This window comes from Dyella acidiphila (assembly GCF_014863405.1).
Lineage (GTDB): Bacteria > Pseudomonadota > Gammaproteobacteria > Xanthomonadales > Rhodanobacteraceae > Dyella_B > Dyella_B acidiphila.
In genome coordinates this window covers 426,065-447,992 of the sequence record NZ_JACZZA010000002.1, presented here as the reverse complement: position 1 = coordinate 447,992, position 21,928 = coordinate 426,065, and the positions used below count along the sequence as shown (strand labels likewise).

Genomic DNA, 21,928 nt, shown 5'->3' with positions numbered 1-21,928 from the left:
TTTCGCCCATTTCTGCTAGTCTGCCCCGTTCAACGCAGCGCACGGCGACGGACGCCCTGTGCTGGCGAACACGCATAACGGCGCCGGATCATGCAGGACATTCAAGACCAGGGTTCCCCCAACGACTACAACCCGCAGGCGGTGGAATCCGCCGCGCAGCAGTATTGGAATGCGCAGCGCGCGTACGAGGTGAAGGAGGATCCCTCCAGGCCCAAGTACTACTGCCTGGCGATGCTGCCGTATCCCTCCGGCGCGCTGCACATGGGCCATGTGCGCAACTACACCATCGCCGACGTGATCAGCCGCTTCCAGCGCATGAACGGCAAGAACGTGCTGCAGCCGATGGGCTGGGACGCGTTCGGCCTGCCGGCGGAAAACGCGGCGATCAAGAACAACACCGCGCCGGCCAAGTGGACCTACAAGAACATCGACCACATGCGCGAACAGCTCAAGTCGCTGGGCTACGCCATCGACTGGTCGCGCGAATTCGCCACCTGCCGCCCGGAGTACTACCGCTGGGAACAGCAGATGTTCACCCGGCTGATGAAGAAGGGCATGGCCTACCGCAAGAACGCGGTGGTGAACTGGGATCCGGTCGACCAGACCGTGCTGGCCAACGAGCAGGTGATCGACGGCCGCGGCTGGCGCTCCGGCGCGCTGGTGGAAAAGCGCGAGATTCCGCAGTGGTTCCTCAAGATCACCGATTACGCGCAGGAACTGCTCGACGGCCTGGATACGCTGCCCGGCTGGCCGGATGCGGTCAAGACCATGCAGCGCAACTGGATCGGCCGCAGCGAAGGCCTGGAAATCCATTTCGCGGTGGAGCACGAAGCCGAGCCGCTGACGGTGTTCACCACGCGCCCGGATACCTTGATGGGCGTGACCTTCGTGTCGATCGCCGGCGAGCATCCGCTGGCGCTGAAGGCCGCGCAACACAATCCCCAGCTCGCCGCTTTCCTGGATGAGCTCAAGCACGGCGGCGTATCCGAAGCCGAGCTGGAGACGCAGGAAAAGCGCGGCATGGATACCGGCGTGTTCGCCATCCATCCGATCAGCGGCGAAAAGCTGCCGGTATGGGTCGCCAACTTCGTGCTGATGGGCTACGGCACCGGCGCGGTGATGGCGGTGCCCGGCCATGACGAGCGCGATTTCCAGTTCGCGCACAAGTACAAGCTGCCGATCAAGCAGGTGATCGCCGTGCAGGGCGACGATGCCGGTTACGATCCGCAGCAGTGGAAAGAGTGGTATTCGGACAAGACCCGCAGCGACATGCGCGTGGTCAATTCCGGCGAGCTCGACGGCAAGAATTACCGCCAGGCGTTCGATTTTCTTGCCGACCGCCTGCAGGCCGACGGCAAGGGCCATCGCCGCGTGAACTGGCGCCTGCGCGATTGGGGCGTCAGCCGCCAGCGCTACTGGGGCTGCCCGATCCCGGTGATTTATTGTCCCAAGTGCGATGCCGTGCCGGTGCCGGAAGACCAATTGCCGGTGGTGCTGCCCGAAGACGTCGCTTTCTCCGGCGTGCAGTCACCGATCAAGGCCGACCCGGCGTGGCGCAAGACCACCTGCCCGCAATGCGGCGGTGCCGCCGAGCGCGAAACCGATACCTTCGATACCTTCATGGAATCGAGTTGGTATTACGCGCGCTACACCAGCCCGGGCGCCAACGGCCAGGTGGACGAGCGCGCCAACTACTGGCTGCCGGTGGATCAGTACATCGGCGGCATCGAGCACGCGATCCTGCATCTGCTGTATTTCCGCTTCTATCACAAGCTGATGCGCGACGCGGGCATGGTGCAGTCGGATGAGCCGGCCACCAACCTGCTGTGCCAGGGCATGGTGATTGCCGAAACCTTCTATCGCGAAAACGCCGATGGCTCGAAGGATTGGATCAACCCTGCCGAGGTGGAAATCCATCGCGACGAAAAAGCCCGCGTTACCGGCGCGGTGCTCAAGGCCGACGGCCAGCCGGTGCTGATCGGCGGCACCGAGAAGATGTCCAAGTCCAAGAACAACGGCGTCGATCCGCAGACCATGGTGGACAAGTTCGGCGCCGATACGGTGCGCCTGTTCTCCATGTTCGCCGCGCCGCCGGAACAATCGCTGGAGTGGAGCGAGGCCGGTGTGGAAGGCATGGCGCGCTTCCTGCGCCGCTTCTGGCGCGAAGTGCTTACTCATGTCGGGCAGCCCGATCATCCGGAAGTCGATCCGGCAGCACTCGATGCCGGCCAGAAAGCGTTGCGCCGCCAGCTGCACGAAACCATCCAGAAGGTCAGCGACGACTTCGGCCGCCGCCACGCCTTCAACACCGCCATCGCTGCGCTGATGGAACTGCTCAACGCGGTCGGCAAATTCACCGACCAGAGCGACCAGGGCCGCGCTGTGCGCCATGAAGTGCTGCAGACCATGGTGCTGCTGCTCAACCCGGTGGTGCCGCACGTAAGCCACACCTTGTGGCAGGCGCTGGGCCACCCGCAGCGGGTGGTCGACGACCAGCCGTGGCCGACGGTGGATCCGCAGGCACTGGTACGCGATACGCTGACCCTGGCCGTGCAGGTGAACGGCAAGCTGCGCGGTACCATTGACGTGGCCGCCAACGCCTCCAAGGAAGAGGCCGAGGCGCTGGCGCGGGCAAACCCGAACGTGGCAGCTTTCCTCGAAGGACAGACCGTGCGCAAGGTGATCGTGGTACCCGGCAAGATCGTCAATATCGTCGCAGGATAAAAGCATGACTCGCGTATTGAAATCAGTGTTGCTGTTATCCGCCTGCGCCATCCTGGCGGCCTGCGGTTTCCATCTGCGCGGCAGCGCCGCCTTGCCCGATGGCATGCAGCGCGTGTATCTGACGGTGAACGGCAGCGGTGATTTCCAGCGCAAGCTGGCACGCGCCCTGGCGGCCTCGAACGTGGTGCTGGAAGACAAGCCCGGCCCGGGTATCGGCGAACTGCATGTGCCGGCGCAGAACTTCAACATCCAAAGCCTGACCATCAACGGCGCCGCGCAGGTAACCGAATTCGCAGTGCGCTACCACGTAGCGTTCACCGCGCAGGATCCCAAGGGCAAGACCATCGTGCCGATGGAAACCATCGACCTGCAGCGCGAATACAGCTACGACGCCAGCCAGCCGGTGGGTACGCAATCGCAGATGGAACAGATCCAGGGCAGCCTGATCGACGACGCCATCCAGGCCTTGCTGTTCCGCCTGCAGGCGGTGGCCAGGCACGGTACGGAAGCGGCCGCCAAGGCGGCGGGTCCGCTGCCGGCGGGTGCCAGCACCACCCAGCAGCCGACCCAGTACATGTCTGCGCCGATCGACGTCAATTAAGCCGTATGCCGCTTAATCACGCGCAGTGGCAGAAGGCTCTGGCGGCGAATGCCCTGAGCCCCGTGTACCTGCTCGCCGGCGAGGAACTGCTGGTGCTGGAAGCGGCCGATGCCCTGCGCGCGCAGGCGCGCACGCTGGGCTACAGCGAGCGCACCGTGCTGGATGTCGGCGCGCATTTCGACTGGGACGAACTGGCGCGCTCCGCGGCCGGCATGTCGCTGTTCGCCACGCGCCGGCTGCTCGACCTGCGTCTTCCCACCGGCCGCCCCGGTACCGAGGGCGCCAAGGCCATCGTCGAGTTCTGCGGCAATCCGCCGCCCGATGTCACGCTGTTGATCAGCGCGGTGGCGTGGAGCAACAAGCACGAAGGCGCGTGGACCAAGCAGGTGGATGGCGCCGGTTCGATGGTGGTGTTCAATGCGCCGCGCCCAAACGAATGGCAGGCGTGGATCGGCGCGCGCCTGGCCTCGCGCGGACTGGCTGCTGTGCCCGAAGCGGTCGCCTTGCTGGCCGAACGCGTGGAGGGCAACCTACTCGCCGCGGCGCAAGAGATCGACAAGCTGGCGGTATTGCACGGGCAGGGCAAGATCGATGCCGCCGAAATGGAACACCTGGTGGCCGACAGCGCACGCTACGACGCCTTCAAGCTCACCGACGCGGCGCTCGGCGGCGATGGCGCGCGCGCGCTGCGCATCCTCGAAGGCCTGCACGCCGAAGGTGAGGAACTCATTGCCTTGATGGGCTGGCTGGTGAATCAGTTGCAGCTCGCCCTGCGCCTGGCCAACGCGCAGGATTTCGCCGCGCAGGCGCGCGCCGAACGCCTGTGGCCGGCGCGCGAGCAGTTGTTCCGCAAGGCACTGCGCCGCGCGCCGCGCGAACACTGGATGCACTGCCTGGCCCGCGCCGCGCGCATCGACCGCATCGCCAAGGGCCGCGAGGCCGGCGATGCATGGCTGCAAGCCCAGCGTCTGATCGCCGCCATCGCCGAACCGCGCGCCGCGCAGGCGCTGGCGTGACCAACGGCCGCCACGGCCAGTAGGAAGCTTTGCATGAAACCGCTCGCGATCTTTGGCGGCACGTTCGATCCGATCCATATCGGCCACCTCAGCGTGGCCTGGGAAGCGGCCGAGCTGCTCGACGCCGAAGTGCGCCTGATGCCGGCCAGTGTGCCGCCGCATCGCTCGTCGCCCACCGCTACGGCGGCCCAGCGCGTGGCGATGCTGCGCGCTGCGCTGCGCGGACAGTCGCGACTCAGCCTGGATACGCGCGAACTCGATCGCAGCGGCCCCTCCTACACCATCGATACCCTGCACGAACTGCGCAATGAATTCGGCGATCGCCCGCTGGTGCTGCTGCTCGGTGCCGATGCCTTTGCCGGCTTGCGCAGCTGGCATCGCTGGCGCGATCTGTTCGAGGTTACGCATATCGGCATGATCAACCGCCCCGGCATCGATGCCTGCATGCCGGTGGAACTGGAGCGCGCGGTCGCGCCGCGGCGCACCGAAGATCTCAACGTGATTCGCGCGCAGCCGGCCGGCCGCGTGATCGAACTGGTGGTGACGCCGCTGGAAGTTTCCGCGACGCGCATCCGCGAATTGCTTGCCGCCGGACGCGATCCGCGTTACCTGCTGCCGGCCGGCCTGTTTGACGATACCACCTTGCTGGCCCCCTACCGCGATTCCTTCGGCCACTGACCCGACACCCATCCGTAGGTTGGGTTAGCGCAGCGTAACCCAACGATTTATCTTCGATAGCGACATCGTTGGGTTACCCCGGATCAAGCCCGGGGCAACCCAACCTACGCATCAATCACGGTGTGGCGATCAGCTCACCCGAAACGCCACAAACTCCATCGCCACCGAGTTCATGCAATAACGCAAACCCGTCGGTGCAGGGCCATCATCAAACACATGGCCGAGATGGCTGTCGCACCCCGCGCAATTGATGGCGGTGCGAATCATGCCGAAGCTGGAATCGCGACTCTCGATCACGTTCTGCTTGGCGATTGGCTGCCAGAAGCTGGGCCAGCCGGTGCCGGAATCGAATTGCGTGGCGGCATCGAACAGTGCGGTACTGCAGCCGGCGCAGCGATACAGGCCTTTGCTGCGTGGCTTCTCGTGCGCACCGGTGAAAGCCACTTCGGTGCCGTCGCGGCGCATCACGGTGAAGGCGACATCGGAGAGACGCAGGTGCCATTGCGCATCGGTCAGCACCAATTTGGTCACGTGGCAGGGGCCGAGCTGATGGCCGTCGTCATCGGAAAAACATTCCAGCAGCAGATCCTGCGCGGGTGTCGCTACGGGTGCCGCGGCGGTCATCACGCCGTTGCGCTTGCCGCCCGGCCCGAGCAGGCGGATGGCTGTCACGCTGCTCACGGCAAGCGCGGCGCCGCCGCCGAATACGGTGAGCAGGAAACGGCGCCGGTCCATGGTCTTGCTGGCGTAGGTGGAGCTCATGCGAATCTCCTGGAGCCGTGGGGAAGGGGCTCAGCCGAAAGTGAAGGCGTAGACGTGTACGTCCGGATCGAGGAACGTGATGTCGAATACGCGGTCGCCGGTGCCGTGCGCCTGGCGCACCAGCTGATACAGGCGCTGGCCGTCGACGGTGCCATTGCCATCGGCATCGATATCGGTGCCGTGGTCTGCGCCGGGCGCCTTGCCGTCGAGCGTGACGCGAAAGCGCACTGGCTTGCCGTCCTTGCCGGGGCCGAGCACCAGATGCAGATCGCGCCCGCGGAAGCGATAGATCACGCTGCCGTCGGCCTGGGTAAGTTGCGCGCTCTGCTTTTGCACGGTCCAGTGTCCGTTCAAGGACCATTGGTTGGTGAGCAGGGTTGTGGGCGCGCGGTAGTTCCAGCTGTCATCGTGTGCGATCTGGCCGCCGGCAAAATTCTCGCTGCGTGCATAACCGACATAGGTTTCGGGCGAGCGATGCGCGTCGCCGGAGTCGGCAATCTCGGCGCCTGCCGCATTCGGTTGCACGTAGCCGCCCGGAAGGTCCTTGTAGCCGGCGTCGCTGAGCAGGCGGCGGATCAGATCTTCGCTGCCGATGTAATTGCCTTCGCCGAAATGATGGCCGCGAATCTGGCCATGGGCATCGATAAAATAATGCGCCGGCCAGTATTCGTTATTGAAGGCTTGCCAGATCGCGTAGTCGCTGTCGACCGCCACCGGATAGCTGATGCCGAAATCGCGCACCGCCTTGGTCACGTTGGCGGGATCTTTCTCGAAGGCGAATTCCGGCGAATGCACGCCAATCACTACCAGGCCGTGATCGCGGTATTTCTGCGCCCATGCATTCACGTACGGTAGCGAGCGAATGCAGTTGATGCAGGAATAGGTCCAGAAATCCACCAACACCACCTTGCCGCGCAGCGATGCGGGCGTGAGCGGCGCGCTGTTGATCCATTGCGTGGCGCCGGCCAGTGACGGCAGTTCGCCTTCCACCGGCAAGCTCGCGCCGGCCTTGGGCGGCGGCATCGCCTTGGCGGGCGCAGGGCGCGCCACATCCAGCAGGCGTTGCTCGATGCTATTGGTGCCAGCCAGCGAAACGCGCGTCAGCCAGCCGGTATCCATGCCCAGCGCGATCGCCGCGACACCGCACAGCACCAGCGCGCCCAGTCCGCGGCGCAGCCATTCGCCGGCGCCGAGCGAGCGCTTCATCAGCGTAAACACACGTCCACCCACCAGCAGCGCCAGCGCCAGCGATACCGCTGCGCCGCCGGCATAGGTGAGCAGCAACAACGCCGTTTGTACGTTGGCGCCGTTCAAGGCTGCGCCGGTAAGAATGGTGCCGAGAATGGGGCCTGCGCACGGTGCCCACAGCAGTCCGGTGGCGATGCCCAGGCCGGCCGCCGACCAGGGTGAATCGGTCTGCAGATCCGAACGCTGGCTGAGCCGGTTGCCAAGCTTCACGAAGGGGCGGCTGATCCAGTCGGCCACTCGCGCGGACAGCAGGCTGATGCCGAATACCGTCAGCACCACCAGCGCCAGGTCGCGCCCGTATTGATTGGCATGCACCGCCCAGCCGCCCGCGACCGCCGCCAGCGAGGCCACCAGCGTGAAAGTCACCGCCATGCCGGCAAGCATCGGCAAGCCGTTGCGCATGAAGGGGCGATCCGCCCGTGCAAATACAAACGGCAGGATCGGCAGGATGCACGGGCTGAGAATGGTGATCAGGCCGCCCAGGAATGTGGCAATCAGCAGAAGCATGCATCGGCTCGTGAAGTTCGTTTCAGTCGGCTATTCGGTGTGCATGATGCGCCGGTTACGCCTGCGCCGGCCTGGCGCGCGTTGTAACCCGCGCCTACTGTGGACCGAATACAGCGGCAAGTGTCCAAATGCATGCCGTCATGTCGATATCTGCGGGCCCGAATACCTTGACCTTTGATGGCGCGTGGGTACTACTACGCGGGCCTTCACGCCGGGTCCCGGGTAACGTCAAGTCCGTGCAAGCCGAATCCAACAGTGCCAGCGAACAGGCTGACCGGCAGCGGGCAGCGTGGATGGGCGCCGCGCAAGCGGGCGACCAGCGCGCCTATGCGCGCCTGCTGAAGGATTCGGTGGCGCTGATCCGCGCGGTGGCACGGCGCCAGGGCGTGGCGGTGGATGCGCTCGATGACGTGGTGCAGGAAACCCTGCTCACTGTGCACCGCGTGCGCCATACCTTCGATCCGTCGCGTTCCTACGATGCGTGGCTGGCGGCGATTGCCGCGCGCCGCGCCATCGATGTGCTGCGCGGACAGGGCCGGCGCGACCGGCGCGAAGTGCACGACGAGCATGCCTATGAAATGCACGCCGACCGTGAGGATGCCAGCGCCGATGCCGAGCGCGCGCAACAGGCGCTGCGCCTGCGCAAGGCCATCGACACTTTGCCGCCGGGACAGCGCGAAGCGGTCGAGCAGTTGGGCCTGAAGGAACGTTCGCTGGCCGAGGCCGCTGTGCAGACCGGCCGCAATACCGGCGCGCTGAAAGTGAATTTGCATCGCGCGCTGAAAAGCCTGCGCGATCGACTGAACGGAGAATCCTGAACCCGATGTCCGACGCACCACGCCATGAAGCCCTGATCGACGCACTCGGCGCCGAGCTGACGCCGGTGCGGCGTCTGCTGCCGCCGTGGCGGCGCGCGCTGGGCTGGCTGGTGGTGGTGGCGGCGGTCGCGGTGCTGCTGTTCTTCCACTATGGCGCCAGCACTATGCTGCATCGCTGGGTGGCGGCGCCGGACCTGGGCTGGGCGGCGCTGGGCGCGGTGGTCACGGCGGTCACCGCCGCGCTGGCCGCGTTCATGCTGGCGGTGCCGGGACGCTCGCCGTTTTGGATGTGGTTGCCGGTACCCAGCGCGGTGCTGTGGATCGGCGCCAGCGGCCTGGGCTGCTTGCGCGCGCATATACCGGGCATGCCGGTGCTGGATTTGCACGGCGCCAACGACTGCCTGATCTTCATCATCAGCTTCTCGATCCCGCTGTCCGGCCTGCTGATCTGGCTGCTGCGGCGCGCCTGTCCGCTGCGGCCGACGGTTACGGCGGTGATGGTGGGGCTGGCCAGCGCCTCGGCCTCGGCCAGCCTGCTGGAGATCTGCCACAACTTCGACGCCGCGGCCACCGACCTGATGATGCACGCGCTGGCGGTGGCGATCGTGGTGGTCGCCAATGTGCTGATGGGCGGACGGCTGCTCTCGCGGGCCTGAGGCCGCTGCCGGCGAGGTTCCGCTTGACGTGGCCTCATGGCAGGGCGGATATACTCCATCCGCGCGTCCCGCGCTGCCGATACGCCTAAGAGGCCCCGACTCTTGACCACCTCCCGCCATATCAAGGCCGACACCACGGCCGCCCTGCGCAAGACTGTCATCGCCGCACTTGAAGATCTCAAAGCCAAAGACATTCGCGAGATCGATGTACGCGGCAAAACCTCTATCGCCGACCTGCTCGTGATTGCTTCCGGCACCTCGGCACGCCACGTCAAATCCATCGCCGACGAAGTGGTCAAGTTCGCCAAACAGGCGGGCGTGATGCCGCTGGGTGTCGAAGGCGAGCGCGAAGCGGAGTGGGTGCTGGTGGACCTGGGCGACGTGATCGTGCACGTCATGCTGCCGCGCATTCGCGAATTCTATGGGCTGGAGCGCCTGTGGACCGTGGGTGACCGCGACGCCGAGGGCGAGGCCGCCCTGGCGACCGGGTAAACAAATCCGGCATGCGCGCGCGCCTGATCGCCATCGGCGAACGCATGCCTGCATGGGTTGCAGAAGGGTTTGCCGAATACCGCAAACGGCTGTCCCACGATTTGCCCCTCGAATTGATCGAACTCAAGCCCGGCGTGCGCGGCAAAGGCCGCGACGATGCGCGCGCGATGCAGGACGAAGGCGCCGCCATCCTCGCCGCGCTGCCGCGCGATATCCAGGTGATTGCCCTGGACGGGCGCGGCAAGACCTGGTCCAGCGAAGAACTGGCCGAACAACTGGCGAAGTGGCGCATGGCCGGGCGCGATCTGGCATTTCTGATCGGCGGTCCGGATGGCCACTCGCCGGACGTTTTGGCGCGCGCCGATCAAAAGTGGTCATTGGGCCCGCTGACCCTGCCGCATATGCTGGTGCGGCTGGTGCTGGCCGAGCAGCTTTATCGCGCGACGACCTTGCTGGCCGGCCATCCTTACCACCGCGCGTAACGGCAGGCTGACCGTCTCCGCTGCCGGCGCATCGGAGATCGCATGTATTTCGCCATTCGCCAGGCCGGCATCCACGATCTGGATACGCTGGTGCCGTTGTTCGACGCTTACCGGCAGTTCTATCGGCAGCCTGCGGATCCCGCTCGCGCGCGACACTTCCTCGCGGAGCGCTTTGCGCATCACCAATCGGTGATCCTGCTGGCCTGCGACGAGCAGCAGGCAGGCCTCGGCTTCGTGCAGCTCTATCCGCTGTTTTCCTCGGTGCGCACTGCGCGCATGTACTTGTTGAACGATCTCTTCGTCGCCGCCAGTGCGCGCCGGCATGGCGTGGCCAGGGCGCTGATGCACGCCGCGGCCGGGCAGGCGCGTGCGCTTGGTGCGGCAAGCCTGACCCTGGCCACGGCGCTCGACAACCAGCCGGCGCAGGCCTTGTACGAATCGCTGGGATGGCAGCGCGAGCAGCGCTTTTGCGAGTACGCCCTGAGCGTGAGCTAGGACGTTTCGCAGCCGGCATGCGGCCGCAAGGCGAAGGACTACATCGCAACGGCTGCCACAGAGGTGAATATCCAGCGCTGCGCAGATATGGCGTTCTTTCGGCTGGTGCGATGGTTCGCGCAAGCACTTGGCACGGAACCACACCATGGCAGTTACCTCGGAAAACATCATCCAGACCGGCAAGCCCAGTCGCACGGCGTGGCTGATGGCCAACTTGCGCGCAGTGCATCAGCTGCTGGACCAGCCGCTGGTGCTCGACGATCCCGTCGCGCTGCGCATACTCGGCACCGAAGCCGCGGCGTTATTGCGTGACGATCCCTATGTCTACAACGATCCGTTCGCACGCGGCCTGCGCGCGATCCTGATCGTGCGCAGCCGGGTAGCCGAAGACGAACTGCTGCGCAGCGTGGCCGCCGGTGCGAGGCAATACGTGGTGCTGGGTGCGGGGCTGGATACCTTCGCCTATCGCAATCCGCATCGTGCGGCCGGCTTGCGCGTGTTCGAGGTGGATCATCCTTCGACCCAGCAATGGAAACGGCGCTGTCTGCGCGATGCGGGTATTGCATTGCCGCGGGAGCTGGTCTTTGCGCCGATCGACTTCGAGCGCGGCACGCTGGCCCAGGGCCTGGCCGAAGCCGGTTTTCGCAGCGATGTGCCGGCCTGTTTTTCCTGGCTCGGCGTAACGATGTATCTCAGCGAAGAGGCGGTGCTGGAAACCCTGCGCTTCGTTGCCACGCTGCCGCAGGGCAGCTCGATCAGCTTCGACTATCACGTCCCGGAATCGATGCGCAGCCCGGTGCAGCGCATCTTTACCGAAGTGCTGGGACAGCGCGCCGCGGCGGCGGGCGAGCCGTGGATTTGCGAATTCGATCCGGCGCTATTGCGCCAGCGCCTGCTGCAACTGGGCTTCAGCGCGATCGAGGATTTTTCGCCGGAGGCGCTCAATCGCCGCTATCTGGACCGGCGCAAGGACGGCCTGCACATGGGCGGCCGGATCATGTGCGCGCGGGTCTGAGTTCCACCTGGACAAAATAAAGCGCCCTCCCCGGTGACAGGGAGGGCGCTGGTGTTGCATCGGGACAGCTTGCCGCGGATTACAGGCCGATCGCGGTTTCCGCCTTCACGTACGGCAGGTTGTGCGCCTGGGCCACCGGCTCGCAGGTGACCTTGCCTTCGCATACGTTCAGGCCGTTGCGCAGGTGCGCGTCCTGTGCCAGCGCCTTCTTCCAGCCGTGGTTGGCCAGGGCCAGCGCGAACGGCAGGGTGACGTTGTTGAGCGCGAAGGTGGAGGTGCGCGCCACGGCGCCCGGCATGTTGGCCACGCAGTAGTGCACCACGCCGTCCACCACGTAGGTCGGGTCGGAATGGGTGGTGGCGTGCGAGGTTTCCACGCAGCCGCCCTGGTCGATGGCAACGTCCACGATCACCGAGCCCGGCTTCATGGTGCGCACCATATCGTGCGTGACCAGCTTCGGCGCGGCAGCGCCCGGCACCAGCACGGTACCGATCAGCAGGTCGGCGCGGCGCACCAGTTCCTCGATCGCCGAGCGGGTGGAGAACACGGTGGAGATCGAGGTACCGAACTGGCTGGCCAGGCGCTTGAGCGCATCGGCCGAGCGGTCGACCACGGTGACCTTGGCGCCCATGCCCACCGCGATGGTGGCCGCGTGGGTGCCGGACACGCCGCCGCCCAGGATCACCACTTCAGCCGCCGCCACGCCGGGCACGCCGCCGAGCAGCACGCCGCGGCCGCCCTGGGCCTTTTCCAGCGAGTGCGCGCCGACCTGGGGAGCCAGGCGACCGGCCACTTCGGACATCGGCGTCAGCAGCGGCAGCGCGCCGTTGGCGGCCGTGACCGTTTCATAAGCCACGCAGATGGCGCCGGAGGCGACCAGGTCGTGGGTCTGCTCGGCGTCGGGCGCCAGATGCAGGTAGGTAAACAGGATCTGGTCCTTGCGGAGCTTCTTGCGCTCGACCGCCAGGGGTTCCTTTACCTTCACGATCATGTCGGCTTCGGCGAAGATCTGGTCGGCATTGTCGACGATCGTGGCGCCAGCGGCGACGTAATCGGCGTCGGACAGGCCGGCGCCCACGCCCGCATCCTTCTGCACCATCACTTGGTGGCCGTTATGCACCAGCTCCTGCACGGAGGAGGGGACGAGGCCTACGCGGTACTCGTGGTTCTTGATCTCTTTCGGCACACCGATGCGCATGGATGTTCTCTCTCAGAAGGATGCGCGCACCGGACCGCCCGGTTCTGCGCGGACCGCAGTATGATCGAGGTATTGCGCAATTTCTCGCTCATTGTGAGCCTATAAGGGCTAGAAATTCGCACTGAATTCTATGTAATCGAAAATGTGTGGAATGTATGGCGAATAATCTTCCCCCGCTCGACGACCGCGACCGCGCCATCCTCCGGCTGCTGCAGCAGGACGGGCGACTGGCCAATCAGGATCTGGCGCTGCAGATCAATCTGTCGCCATCGGCCTGCCTGCGGCGGGTGAAGCTGCTGGAGGAGCGGGGGCTGATTTCCGGCTACGTGATGCTGCTGGACGAGAAAGCCGCCGGGTTGGCCGGCACTGCCTTCGTGCTGGTGACGCTGGACCAGCAAGGCCGCGCCGCGCTGGATGCCTTCGAGGCGGCCATCCAGCGCCATCCCGAAGTGACCGAGTGCTGCCTGCTGGCCGGCGCAGCCGACTACATGGTGCGGGTCGCCTATGCCGACTCCGCCGATTTCGAGCGCATCCACACCGAGATCCTCACCCAGCTGCCCGGCGTGGTGCGGGTGCAATCCACGCTGGCGCTGCGCACGGTGAAGAAGACCACGGCCTTGCCGGTATGAGCCGCGGCCTGGGTGGCATGCGCAGCGTCGGAGCCGGCCATGCAGCTTGCTCCCACGCTATGCTCGCCACCCTCACTGCTAATGGAGCAAGGCGTGCTTTATCTCGCTTCGCAGTCGCCGCGCCGGCGCGAACTGCTGCAACAGGCCGGGCTGGATTTTGCCGTGCTTGAGGTCGATATACCCGAACTTCGCGACGCCACCGAATCGCCGCAGGACTACGTGCAGCGCGTCGCGCGCGCCAAGGCGCGCGCAGGTCTGGCGCAACTGGCGGCGAGCGAGGGCGGCGTGGTGCTCGGTGCCGATACCGAAGTAGTGCTCGACGGCGATGTGTTCGGCAAACCCGTCGATGCCGACGATGCGGCGGCCATGTTGCGCCGTCTTTCCGGTCGCACGCATGAAGTGATGTCGGCGGTATGGCTGGTGGCAGAAGGGCGCGAGCAAGGCGATGTCTGCCTATCGCGCGTGCGCTTTGCCACGCTCAGCGAAGTCGATATCGCAGCCTATGTCGCCAGCGGCGAACCGTTCGGCAAGGCCGGTGCCTATGCCATCCAGGGGCACGGCGCCACGCTGATCGAGCATCTCGACGGCAGTTATTCCGGCGTGATGGGGCTGCCCTTGTTCGAGACGGTGCGTTTGCTCAGGCGCTTCGAGCTTGCCGCGGCGCGCTAGTTTTCAGGTCGCCGCAAACAGCGCGATCAGCGCGAACAAGTTGTAGACGCCATGCGCGATCACTGCCGGCCATAGCGACGCGGATTTCAGCCGCAGCCAGCACAGCACGGCGGCCAGCAGGATCAGGTTAGGCACGGCATACCATTGGAAATCCAGTCCGGCCAGGTGCACGGCGCCGAACAGGCACGAGCACAACACCACCGACCAGAGCATCGACAGGCGATGCATCAGCGCGGACAGCAATACGCCGCGGAACATCAGTTCTTCGATCATCGGCCCGACCGTGACGGCCACGATGCCCAGCGGCAGGCGCAGACTGCCGGACACCTGCCTGCTCAGCTCTTCCACGTTCTGCGTGACCTGGTGGCCGTGTGCCAGCAATTGCGTCAGCACCGCGCCGATCGGCGGCATCGCCAGGCCGATCAGCAGCGCCACCAGATACCAGTTGGCCGAGGATGGCGCCGACCAGCCGAAACCGGGCGGCCGTCGGCCGGTCCACAGCAGCGGCCAGTGGCGGCGCACAAACCACAGCATCAGCAGCGCAATCAGCGGCAATACCACGATCACCAGCAGCGCGTTGCTGTCGGGGCGCTGCAGCAGCTCCATGACGCGCGCATGCACTTGCGCCTGGGACAGTTCCGGATGGCGCACGCGCGCCACCAGGCTGAGCGTAAAACTGATCAGTGCGCTGGCGATCAGCTGCAGCAGGAAATAAATCGCGATCAGCGCCAGCGCATACAGCACGCCTGGCGCTCGCGGCGCCTCGGGCGGCGACGGCGTTGCCGCCGGCTTGATCGGCCATGCCGCCATGCGGATCTTTCAGCCGACCAGCATGGCGCGGCCCAGGCCCAGCGCGGCCATCACCATCACGGCCGCCCAGCCGATCATGCTGACCAGATAGCCCGGCCCGCGCTTCTTGGCGTCCTGCAGATAGGCCAGCGCATACCAGCTGCGGCCCAGGATCCACACCAGCCCGGCGACGCCGGCCCACAATACGTAGCCGTAATGCGCGGCCAGCCATAGCGCGGGCAGGAACATCACCGCGTTTTCCAGCGTGTTCATCTGCACGCGATACGCGCGTTCGAAGCCCGGATGGCCGCTGGTCGCCGGCGCCTGGATGCCGTATTTGCCACGTGCGTGCCCGACGGCGTAGACGGTGCCGAACAACAGCAGCAACGTCAGCAGTGTGACCAGGGCGGGCAGGTTTTGGATCATGGCCAGGCTCATGCAAGAAGGTGCTGCCACTGTAGCCGTTTGGTGCGATGCTGTGGGACGGGGGCTGAAGGGGCAGCCGGCGATGGCAGCGCACTGCGCGGGGGATCTATGGACTGGCAGAAGGGCGAAGAAAGTCAGAACGTCGAAGTCGACAGCGGCGGTGGCGGCGGCCGCGGTTTCGGCGGCGGACGCATGGGCCTGGGCGGCCTGATCATCCTGGCCCTGCTGGGCTGGATCTTCTTCAAAAATCCGCTGGCGCTGCTGGATCAGGGCGGCACTCAGCCGGGTGCTTACGCACCCAGCGGACAGCCGGCGCAGGTGGATCCGCAGCAGAAGGAATTTGTGTCGCGCATTCTGGGTTCGACGGAAAAAACCTGGGGCGACATTTTCAGCGGCATGGGTCGCAGCTATGTCGATCCCAAGCTGGAGCTGTTCAGCGGCGGCGTGAACACCGCGTGCGGCGCGGCGTCCACGGCGGTGGGGCCGTTCTATTGTCCGGGCGACCAGAAGGTGTACCTGGATCTGGATTTTTTCCGCGAGCTGGGCACGCGTTTTCATTCCAGCGGCGATTTCGCCCGCGCCTACGTGATCGCGCATGAAGTAGGCCATCACGTGCAGAATCAGCTCGGCATTTTTGCCAAGGTCAGCCAGCTGCAGCGGCAGGGCGTGCCGATGGAAGGCGCCGATGGACTGTCGGTACGGCAGGAATTGCAGGCCGATTGCTTCGCTGGCGTGTGGGCCAATCGCACCCAGCAACGCCTGCAGTGGTTGCAGCCTGGCGATGTGGAATCGGCGCTCAATGCCGCCAGCCAGATCGGCGACGATACCTTGCAGCGCGAAGCGCGCGGCACGGTGGTGCCCGATTCCTTCACGCACGGTACGTCCGCGCAGCGCGTGAAATGGTTCAAGGCCGGTTTGCAGAGCGGCGATATCCAGCAGTGCAATACCTTCAGCGGAGCGCTTTGAAGTAAGGCTTCGGCGCGACATGCAAGGTCATTCCGGCGCGATCCGGAATGACCTTCAGCAACTCAGCGCATGACCGGCGTCGCGTCGTCCTGGAACGCCAGCACGAACTGGCGCAATTCGCTTTGGTTGAGATCGGACACCGCCACATAGCGCATGCGTCCGCGGGTCCAGCACAGCACGTTGTAGCCATGCCATTGCGTCGCCGCTGTATCGGCGGCGTCTGTGCTGACCGGCCATTGATAGAGATTGATGATGTGCAGGCCGTGCTTATAGACCAGCGCCGCCACGCTATGGCCTTCGAGTGCGTCGAGGCGGCCACCGACCAGCGGATAGCCTGCACCGGCCAGGTCTTTGACTCGTGGCGCGAAATCGAGCTTGCCGTCGAACCAGGGTTTGACCGTGTGCTGATCCGTGGATACCACGTCCATCAGGTGCTGCTGTTGCAGCGAGCGGATGTGACTGGAAACGACCTCGCTGAGGCCGGTATCCGCACCGCCGGCCTGCTGCCGCGATGCGTAGAACCACAGCGGTGTGGCAAACAGCAAGGCTGCCGCGAATCCCGCCGCCATGGCCAGGGCGATCGGTGCACGCCTTGGCCTGGGTGAGGAAGCCGGCGCCGCCGCCGCAGGCATGGCTGCGGTCCATTGCGCGCGCAGTGCATCGGGTGCGCGCCGATAAAGCGATCCCTGCGTCATGGCCTGGCGCAACTGGGCGAAATCGGCATAGTGCGCCGTGCAGTCGGCGCAAGCCTGCATATGCCGGGTCATCGCCACGCTTTGCGCGGCATCCAGTTCATCGTCGAGGTAGGCGTGCAACAGCAGCCTGGCGTCATGGCACATCATGCTGGCGTGCCTCCTTCGATGGGCAGCTGAGTTCGAGTCGGAGCCGTTCGCGTGCGCGGGCCAGCCGCGACATCACAGTGCCGATCTTCTGTCCGGTAATGGATGCGATTTCCTTGTAAGAACATTCTTCCAGTTCGCGCAGCACAATCGCCTCGCGCAACGGGTGCGGCAGGTTTTCCAAAGCGCGTTGCAAGGAGCCCACATCGAGCGCCAGCAACGTCTGGGCTTCGGGGCCGGGTTGTTCGTCTGGCGGTGCATGCATTTCATCGTCGAATGCTTCATGCACGCCATCGGCCGGGACCTTCATGCGCAGCGAATAGAACGTATTGCGCACGATGGCCAGCAGCCACACGCGCGCGTCGCCGCCGTGGAAACTGGCGTAGTAGCGCAGGGCGCGCAGCAGCGCTTCCTGCACCACATCCTGTGCGTCGGTGTCGTCCCGGGCCAGCCAGCGTGCGAGGTTGTAGGCCGCATCCAGATGCGGCAATACCACCCCTTCGAAGCTCGCGCTTGCGCTGGCCTGCGGGTTTGGCGGATGGCGGTGAAGCTTGTTGGGCATAAGGGTTATTACCGCGTCTGCGGCGACTTTATTCCCGACCCGAAAAAGGCGGAATAGGCCGCCGGTCAGGCCGGTAATGCACAAGAGGGCCGCAGCGGGCGGCCCGCCTCCACGGAGTACCCGACGATGCAAGACACCCATGACAGCCGGCGGCAATTTCTCAAATGCATGGCCTGGGCCGGAGCCGGCACCGTCTGGCTGATGAAAGGCGGCGTGCTGCAGGCGCAGGCACTGGGCGGCGATCCAGCGACGGTGAAGGATGCCAGCTTCAGCTTCGTGCAGATCAGCGATTCGCATATCGGCTTTCACAAGGCGCCGAACATGGACGTTGCCGGCACGCTGCGGCAGGCGCTGGCGCGGATCCAGGCAGAGCAGACACGGCCGGCGTTCCTGTTGCATACGGGCGATCTCACCCACCTGTCCAGGCCCGAAGAATTCGACACGCTGGCAGGGCTGATGCAGGAAGCTCGTGTGGGCCGCAGCTTTTATGTGCCGGGCGAGCACGACGTGATCGGCGACAACGGCGCCGAGTTTTTTCGCCGTTTCGGCGAGCGTGGGCCGGCCGGCGGCTGGTACAGCTTCGACCATGGCGGCGTGCATTTTGTCGGTCTGGTCAATGTGCTCAATCTCAAGGCCGGTGGCCTGGGTTCGCTTGGCGCAGAGCAACTGGCCTGGCTGAAGAACGATCTGGCCGGCCGTTCCGCGTCGACGCCGATCGTGGTGTTTGCGCATATGCCGTTGTGGTCGCTGTACCCGGCATGGGGCTGGGGCACGGACGATGCGGCCGAAGCACTTACCTATTTGCGGCGCTTCGGTTCGGTCAGTGTGTTGAACGGGCATATCCACCAGATCCAGCAGAAGGTGGAAGGCACCGTCACGTTTTATACCGCGCGCTCCACCGCTTATCCGCAGCCCGCGCCTGGTGTTGGCCCGGGCCCCGGTCCCTTGCAGGGCGTTGCGCCGGATGCCTTGCATCGCTATCTGGGCATCCGCGATGTGCGGCATGTGCAGGGCGCAGGCACGCTGGCCGTGACCGAAGAGGTGCTGGCATGAAGCCCCTGGTCGGTAGCATCAAGCTGTTGATCGGATTGCCGCTGCTATGCACGTTCGATACATCGGCGCTTGCCGCGAATACGCCGCTTGCAGCGGACGCCGGGACGTATCACGTGGAGATACGCAACTTCGCGTTCGCGCCGAAGACGCTGACCGTTCCGGCCGGTACCCGGGTGGAATGGACCAACCGGGATGACGAGCCGCACGTGGTGACCAGCGCCGGTGCCTCGTTCGCCTCGTCCAAGGCGCTGGATACCGGCGACTCGTACACGGCGACGTTTGCCAAGCGGGGAACCTACACCTACTACTGCTCGATCCACCCGATGATGGTGGGCACGATCATTGTGCAGTAGCGGTCGCCGCCTGCGTGTCGAAGCGATAGGCGTCCATGGCCAGGAAACCCAGATCAATGCCGGCATCGATCCGTTGCGCCGCCGGGTGTGCGCCGGCAGCGCTCCATGCCACGTAGAGCGGCAGCAGATGCTCGTCGGTGGGATGCGCACGTTCGGCGAACGGTGCCTGGCGGCGATAATCCAGCAGCGCCGCTACATCGCCGTCGTGCATCTTCTGTTCGATCCATTGGATAAACGGACGCACATAAGGTGCTTCGCGCTCATCGCTGTAGCCGGCGCGGAAGTCGTGCAAGTTGTGCGTGATGCTGCCCGAACCGATCACCAGCACGCCTTGTTCGCGCAGCGGTGCCAGCGCGCGGCCCACTGCATACTGGTGGGCCGGCCCAAGTTCCGGCTGGATCGACAGCGGCACTACCGGGATATCGGCCTGCGGATACATCAGGCGCAACGGCACCCAGGCGCCGTGATCGAGGCCATGGGTGGCGTCGAATTGCGGTGACAGCCCCGCCTGATCCAGCAATTGCGCCACCTCCATTGCAAGCTGGGGCGCACCCGGTGCGGGATAGCGCAGCTCGAACAGTTCGCGCGGGAAACCGTAGAAGTCGTGGATGGTGTCCGGCCGCGCAGCGCCGCCCACCGTCGGGTGGTGCGCAAGCCAGTGCGCGGTAGCGATCACGATCGCCTTGGGGCGCGGTATGGCGCGGGCCAAATCGACCAGGCGCTCGCCGACCTTGCCGGGGTGCAGGGCGGTCATTGGCGAGCCGTGGGAGATGTAGAGGCTGGGGAGGGTGCTCATAGCCCCCAAAGTATGGGCTGGCTTGGGCATTTGCAGCAGTCGACAAATGGGAACGCAGCGTCGTCGAGACAGAACAATAAGACGGCCAGCGAGTAGGTTGGGTTAGCGCCGCGTAACCCAACTGTTCGAAGTGCCATGCTTGCGTTACCCCCGGATCAAATCCGGGGTACCACACCGCGCCCTTTCCCGGAATTACTTCCGGCGCGGCGGCTTGCCACCGCCCTGTCCATGCGGCCGCGGCTTGCCGCCATGGCCACGCGCTTGCGGCGGGCGAAAGCCGGGCTTGCGCGGTGCGCGTTCGCCGCTGTCGCCGCCATCGTCCTGGCCATCCCATTCCCTGATCTGCAGCATCTGCTGGTTCACCCACACCTTCTTCAGGTGCTGGAAGATCTCGCCCGGCATGCCGTCGGGCAGATCGATCAGGCTGTAGTCGCCGCGGATGCTGAGGCGGCCGATGTACTGGCTTTCCAGTCCCGCTTCATTGGCGATGGCGCCGATGATGTTGCCGGGCTTCACGCCATGCTCATGGCCCACTTCGATGCGATAGGTGCGCTTGCCGTTTTCGGTGACGTGGGCGCGCACCTGGCGCGGTGCGAAATCGCGTTGTTCGCCATCGCGGTGGGAACGCGGTTCGCGCGCCGGGCGGCGGCCTTCGCCATCGTGCGCATGCGTGGGCCGCGGTTCGCGCTCGCGCGTGTGTTCGCGCTTGGCCGGCGGTTCCAGCAGCAGCGGACGATCGCCCTGCGCAATGCGCGCCAATGCGGCGGCAATCTCGATCGCGGGAATGTTGTATTCCTGCTCGAACTGCTCGATCAGCTGCTGGAACTGCTCCAGGCCGCCGACCGCAAGCGTGTCGCTGATGCTCTGCTTGAAGCGCGCGATGCGGCGATCGTTGACGGCTTCCACCGTGGGCAGCTTCATTTCCTCGATCGGCTGGCGGGTGGCGCGTTCGATCGCGCGCAGCATGCCTTTCTCGCGCGGCGTGACGAACAAAATCGCCTCGCCGCTGCGGCCCGCGCGGCCGGTGCGGCCGATGCGGTGCACGTAGCTTTCGGTGTCGTAGGGGATGTCGTAGTTCAGCACGTGGCTGATGCGCTCCACGTCCAGGCCGCGCGCGGCGACGTCGGTGGCGACCAGAATATCCAGCTTGCCGTCTTTCAGCTGCTGGATCACGCGTTCGCGCTGCGGCTGGGCGATATCGCCGTTGATCGCGGCGGCGGCCAGGCCGCGTGCCTGCAGTTTTTCGGCCAGTTCCTCGGTGGCCTGCTTGGTACGCGCGAAGATGATCATCGCGTCGAACGGCTCGGCTTCGAGAATGCGCGTCATCGCATCCAGCTTGTGCATGCCGCTGACCCACCAGTAGCGCTGGCGGATATTGGCCGCGGTAGTGGTGGCGGCCTTGATGGTGACTTCCACCGGCTCCTTCAGATGCTGCTGGGCGATCTTGCGGATCGGCGGCGGCATGGTGGCGGAGAACAGCGCCACCTGGCGCTGCGGCGGCGTGGCCTGCAGCACTTTTTCCACATCGTCGATAAAGCCCATGCGCAGCATTTCATCGGCTTCGTCGAGCACGATGAAGCGCAGTTCCGACAGATCCAAGGTGCCGCGGTCCAGATGGTCGATCACGCGTCCCGGCGTGCCCACCACGATATGCACGCCGCGGCGCAATGCCTGCAACTGCGGTCCGTAGCTCTGTCCGCCGTAGATCGGCAGTACCTGGAAGCCCTGCATGTGCGTGGCATAGCGCTGGAATGCTTCGGCCACCTGGATGGCCAGCTCGCGGGTCGGTGCCAGCACCAGTGCCTGCGGCTTGCCCGGGCGCATTTCGATGCGCGAGAGGATCGGCAGCGCGAAGGCGGCCGTCTTGCCGGTGCCGGTCTGCGCCTGGCCCAGCACGTCGCGTCCTTCCAGCAGCGACGGAATGGTGGCGGCCTGGATCGGCGAGGGCGATTCATAGCCCACGTCGGTCAGGGCGCGCAGCACTTCCGGCGTGAGCGCAAGCGCAGAGAAGCCAGCGGACGCCGGTTCGGACTCAGGAGAGGGGGACGACATGGGGGGACCTCGACAAGGCATGCACGGCGGCATGCAGGAGAATGGTCACTATTGTAACAGCCTCGGCCGCACTTACCCTTGCTTTGCCACGTCTTATGGGAA

At 65.4% G+C, this 21,928-nt stretch carries 24 protein-coding genes; 15 read left to right on the top strand and 9 right to left on the bottom strand.

From position 1 onward, the window contains the following. The first annotated feature begins 90 nt into the window (after nt 1-90). The 4 genes from leuS to nadD are packed head-to-tail and all read left to right on the top strand — an operon-like array spanning nt 91 to nt 5,019. Nucleotides 91-2,724: a leucine--tRNA ligase gene (leuS, locus tag IGX34_RS06630; protein ID WP_192554895.1), complete on the top strand. Its 2,634-nt coding sequence runs from the start codon at nt 91-93 to the stop codon at nt 2,722-2,724. 4 nt (nt 2,725-2,728) lie between these two features. Next, nucleotides 2,729-3,325, top strand: a complete 597-nt coding sequence (locus tag IGX34_RS06625) for an LPS-assembly lipoprotein LptE (protein ID WP_192554894.1) — start codon at nt 2,729-2,731, stop codon at nt 3,323-3,325. 5 nt (nt 3,326-3,330) lie between these two features. After that, complete coding sequence (holA, locus tag IGX34_RS06620; RefSeq protein WP_192554893.1) at nt 3,331-4,341, top strand: DNA polymerase III subunit delta; 1,011 nt, start codon at nt 3,331-3,333, stop codon at nt 4,339-4,341. A gap of 33 nt (nt 4,342-4,374) precedes the next feature. Further along, nucleotides 4,375-5,019, top strand: a complete 645-nt coding sequence (nadD, locus tag IGX34_RS06615) for a nicotinate-nucleotide adenylyltransferase (protein WP_192554892.1) — start codon at nt 4,375-4,377, stop codon at nt 5,017-5,019. A gap of 129 nt (nt 5,020-5,148) precedes the next feature. Here the strand turns inward: nadD and msrB are convergent, their stop codons facing one another. Both msrB and IGX34_RS06605 read right to left on the bottom strand, forming a co-directional pair. After that, nucleotides 5,149-5,781, bottom strand: a complete 633-nt coding sequence (gene msrB / locus IGX34_RS06610) for a peptide-methionine (R)-S-oxide reductase MsrB (protein ID WP_225737265.1) — start codon at nt 5,779-5,781, stop codon at nt 5,149-5,151. 30 nt (nt 5,782-5,811) lie between these two features. After that, nucleotides 5,812-7,536, bottom strand: coding sequence for a cytochrome c biogenesis protein DipZ (locus IGX34_RS06605; protein WP_192554891.1), 1,725 nt, complete (start codon nt 7,534-7,536; stop codon nt 5,812-5,814). Between the two features lie 236 nt (nt 7,537-7,772). On the opposite strand from IGX34_RS06605, the gene IGX34_RS06600 reads away from it, so the two are divergent. From IGX34_RS06600 to IGX34_RS06575, 6 genes are all read left to right on the top strand, one after another. After that, nucleotides 7,773-8,354, top strand: coding sequence for a sigma-70 family RNA polymerase sigma factor (locus tag IGX34_RS06600; protein WP_338015421.1), 582 nt, complete (start codon nt 7,773-7,775; stop codon nt 8,352-8,354). Between the two features lie 5 nt (nt 8,355-8,359). Next, nucleotides 8,360-9,010: an NrsF family protein gene (locus IGX34_RS06595; protein ID WP_192554890.1), complete on the top strand. Its 651-nt coding sequence runs from the start codon at nt 8,360-8,362 to the stop codon at nt 9,008-9,010. Between the two features lie 102 nt (nt 9,011-9,112). Then, nucleotides 9,113-9,502, top strand: coding sequence for a ribosome silencing factor (gene rsfS / locus IGX34_RS06590; RefSeq protein WP_225737264.1), 390 nt, complete (start codon nt 9,113-9,115; stop codon nt 9,500-9,502). An 11-nt stretch (nt 9,503-9,513) separates the two neighbouring features. Continuing rightward, nucleotides 9,514-9,984 carry a 23S rRNA (pseudouridine(1915)-N(3))-methyltransferase RlmH gene (gene rlmH / locus IGX34_RS06585; RefSeq protein ID WP_192554888.1) on the top strand — a complete coding sequence of 157 codons (471 nt, stop codon included), beginning with the start codon at nt 9,514-9,516 and terminating at the stop codon, nt 9,982-9,984. Nucleotides 9,985-10,026: 42 nt separating this feature from the next. Then, the gene (locus IGX34_RS06580) at nt 10,027-10,479 is read left to right on the top strand and encodes a GNAT family N-acetyltransferase (RefSeq protein WP_192554887.1); all 453 of its coding nucleotides are present in this window, start codon (nt 10,027-10,029) and stop codon (nt 10,477-10,479) included. A gap of 145 nt (nt 10,480-10,624) precedes the next feature. After that, nucleotides 10,625-11,494, top strand: coding sequence for a class I SAM-dependent methyltransferase (locus IGX34_RS06575; protein WP_192554886.1), 870 nt, complete (start codon nt 10,625-10,627; stop codon nt 11,492-11,494). A gap of 79 nt (nt 11,495-11,573) precedes the next feature. Here the strand turns inward: IGX34_RS06575 and ald are convergent, their stop codons facing one another. Beyond that, a complete protein-coding gene (gene ald, locus IGX34_RS06570) occupies nt 11,574-12,692 on the bottom strand; it encodes an alanine dehydrogenase (RefSeq protein ID WP_192554885.1) in 1,119 nt (372 codons plus the stop codon). Nucleotides 12,693-12,847: 155 nt separating this feature from the next. Between ald and IGX34_RS06565 the strand changes: the two genes are divergently transcribed. Further along, complete coding sequence (locus tag IGX34_RS06565; protein WP_192554884.1) at nt 12,848-13,321, top strand: Lrp/AsnC family transcriptional regulator; 474 nt, start codon at nt 12,848-12,850, stop codon at nt 13,319-13,321. Nucleotides 13,322-13,414: 93 nt separating this feature from the next. Then, entirely contained in the window at nt 13,415-13,990 is a 576-nt protein-coding gene (locus IGX34_RS06560) for a Maf family protein (RefSeq protein ID WP_338015420.1), read from the top strand. A 3-nt stretch (nt 13,991-13,993) separates the two neighbouring features. Here the strand turns inward: IGX34_RS06560 and IGX34_RS06555 are convergent, their stop codons facing one another. Both IGX34_RS06555 and IGX34_RS06550 read right to left on the bottom strand, forming a co-directional pair. Next, nucleotides 13,994-14,800, bottom strand: a complete 807-nt coding sequence (locus IGX34_RS06555) for a CPBP family intramembrane glutamic endopeptidase (protein ID WP_192554883.1) — start codon at nt 14,798-14,800, stop codon at nt 13,994-13,996. A 9-nt stretch (nt 14,801-14,809) separates the two neighbouring features. Further along, the gene (locus tag IGX34_RS06550; RefSeq protein WP_192554970.1) at nt 14,810-15,202 is read right to left on the bottom strand and encodes an MAPEG family protein; all 393 of its coding nucleotides are present in this window, start codon (nt 15,200-15,202) and stop codon (nt 14,810-14,812) included. A gap of 111 nt (nt 15,203-15,313) precedes the next feature. On the opposite strand from IGX34_RS06550, the gene ypfJ reads away from it, so the two are divergent. Further along, entirely contained in the window at nt 15,314-16,171 is an 858-nt protein-coding gene (ypfJ, locus tag IGX34_RS06545) for a KPN_02809 family neutral zinc metallopeptidase (protein ID WP_192554882.1), read from the top strand. 62 nt (nt 16,172-16,233) lie between these two features. Here ypfJ and IGX34_RS06540 read toward each other — a convergent pair whose 3' ends face one another. Together IGX34_RS06540 and IGX34_RS06535 are read right to left on the bottom strand one after the other, a co-directional pair. Further along, on the bottom strand, nt 16,234-17,013 hold the full coding sequence (locus IGX34_RS06540; RefSeq protein ID WP_192554881.1) for an anti-sigma factor family protein: 780 nt from the start codon (nt 17,011-17,013) through the stop codon (nt 16,234-16,236). Then, on the bottom strand, nt 17,000-17,656 hold the full coding sequence (locus IGX34_RS06535) for a sigma-70 family RNA polymerase sigma factor (protein ID WP_225737262.1): 657 nt from the start codon (nt 17,654-17,656) through the stop codon (nt 17,000-17,002). Before IGX34_RS06535 ends, IGX34_RS06540 begins: the two co-directional genes overlap by 14 nt. A gap of 42 nt (nt 17,657-17,698) precedes the next feature. Here IGX34_RS06535 and IGX34_RS06530 point away from each other — a divergent pair, with 42 nt between their 5' ends. Further along, complete coding sequence (locus tag IGX34_RS06530) at nt 17,699-18,625, top strand: metallophosphoesterase family protein (protein WP_192554880.1); 927 nt, start codon at nt 17,699-17,701, stop codon at nt 18,623-18,625. Continuing rightward, a complete protein-coding gene (locus IGX34_RS06525) occupies nt 18,622-18,978 on the top strand; it encodes a cupredoxin domain-containing protein (RefSeq protein WP_192554879.1) in 357 nt (118 codons plus the stop codon). The genes IGX34_RS06530 and IGX34_RS06525 overlap by 4 nt, the downstream gene beginning before the upstream one ends. Here IGX34_RS06525 and IGX34_RS06520 read toward each other — a convergent pair. Both IGX34_RS06520 and IGX34_RS06515 read right to left on the bottom strand, forming a co-directional pair. Next, nucleotides 18,965-19,774, bottom strand: a complete 810-nt coding sequence (locus IGX34_RS06520; RefSeq protein ID WP_192554878.1) for a dioxygenase family protein — start codon at nt 19,772-19,774, stop codon at nt 18,965-18,967. The genes IGX34_RS06525 and IGX34_RS06520 overlap by 14 nt on opposite strands. A gap of 192 nt (nt 19,775-19,966) precedes the next feature. Next, complete coding sequence (locus IGX34_RS06515; protein ID WP_192554877.1) at nt 19,967-21,826, bottom strand: DEAD/DEAH box helicase; 1,860 nt, start codon at nt 21,824-21,826, stop codon at nt 19,967-19,969. Nucleotides 21,827-21,928 lie beyond the last annotated feature (102 nt).

Coding starts and splice junctions, on each gene's coding strand:
- leuS (WP_192554895.1), top strand. CDS start 91: ATGCAGGACATTCAAGACCAGGGTTCCCCCAACGACTACAACCCGCAG.
- IGX34_RS06520 (WP_192554878.1), bottom strand. CDS start 19,774: ATGAGCACCCTCCCCAGCCTCTACATCTCCCACGGCTCGCCAATGACC.
- IGX34_RS06555 (WP_192554883.1), bottom strand. CDS start 14,800: ATGGCGGCATGGCCGATCAAGCCGGCGGCAACGCCGTCGCCGCCCGAG.
- nadD (WP_192554892.1), top strand. CDS start 4,375: ATGAAACCGCTCGCGATCTTTGGCGGCACGTTCGATCCGATCCATATC.
- ypfJ (WP_192554882.1), top strand. CDS start 15,314: ATGGACTGGCAGAAGGGCGAAGAAAGTCAGAACGTCGAAGTCGACAGC.
- IGX34_RS06515 (WP_192554877.1), bottom strand. CDS start 21,826: ATGTCGTCCCCCTCTCCTGAGTCCGAACCGGCGTCCGCTGGCTTCTCT.
- msrB (WP_225737265.1), bottom strand. CDS start 5,781: ATGAGCTCCACCTACGCCAGCAAGACCATGGACCGGCGCCGTTTCCTG.
- IGX34_RS06605 (WP_192554891.1), bottom strand. CDS start 7,536: ATGCTTCTGCTGATTGCCACATTCCTGGGCGGCCTGATCACCATTCTC.
- IGX34_RS06565 (WP_192554884.1), top strand. CDS start 12,848: ATGGCGAATAATCTTCCCCCGCTCGACGACCGCGACCGCGCCATCCTC.
- IGX34_RS06580 (WP_192554887.1), top strand. CDS start 10,027: ATGTATTTCGCCATTCGCCAGGCCGGCATCCACGATCTGGATACGCTG.
- ald (WP_192554885.1), bottom strand. CDS start 12,692: ATGCGCATCGGTGTGCCGAAAGAGATCAAGAACCACGAGTACCGCGTA.
- IGX34_RS06525 (WP_192554879.1), top strand. CDS start 18,622: ATGAAGCCCCTGGTCGGTAGCATCAAGCTGTTGATCGGATTGCCGCTG.
- IGX34_RS06540 (WP_192554881.1), bottom strand. CDS start 17,013: ATGATGTGCCATGACGCCAGGCTGCTGTTGCACGCCTACCTCGACGAT.
- IGX34_RS06530 (WP_192554880.1), top strand. CDS start 17,699: ATGCAAGACACCCATGACAGCCGGCGGCAATTTCTCAAATGCATGGCC.
- rlmH (WP_192554888.1), top strand. CDS start 9,514: ATGCGCGCGCGCCTGATCGCCATCGGCGAACGCATGCCTGCATGGGTT.
- IGX34_RS06625 (WP_192554894.1), top strand. CDS start 2,729: ATGACTCGCGTATTGAAATCAGTGTTGCTGTTATCCGCCTGCGCCATC.
- holA (WP_192554893.1), top strand. CDS start 3,331: ATGCCGCTTAATCACGCGCAGTGGCAGAAGGCTCTGGCGGCGAATGCC.
- IGX34_RS06575 (WP_192554886.1), top strand. CDS start 10,625: ATGGCAGTTACCTCGGAAAACATCATCCAGACCGGCAAGCCCAGTCGC.
- IGX34_RS06595 (WP_192554890.1), top strand. CDS start 8,360: ATGTCCGACGCACCACGCCATGAAGCCCTGATCGACGCACTCGGCGCC.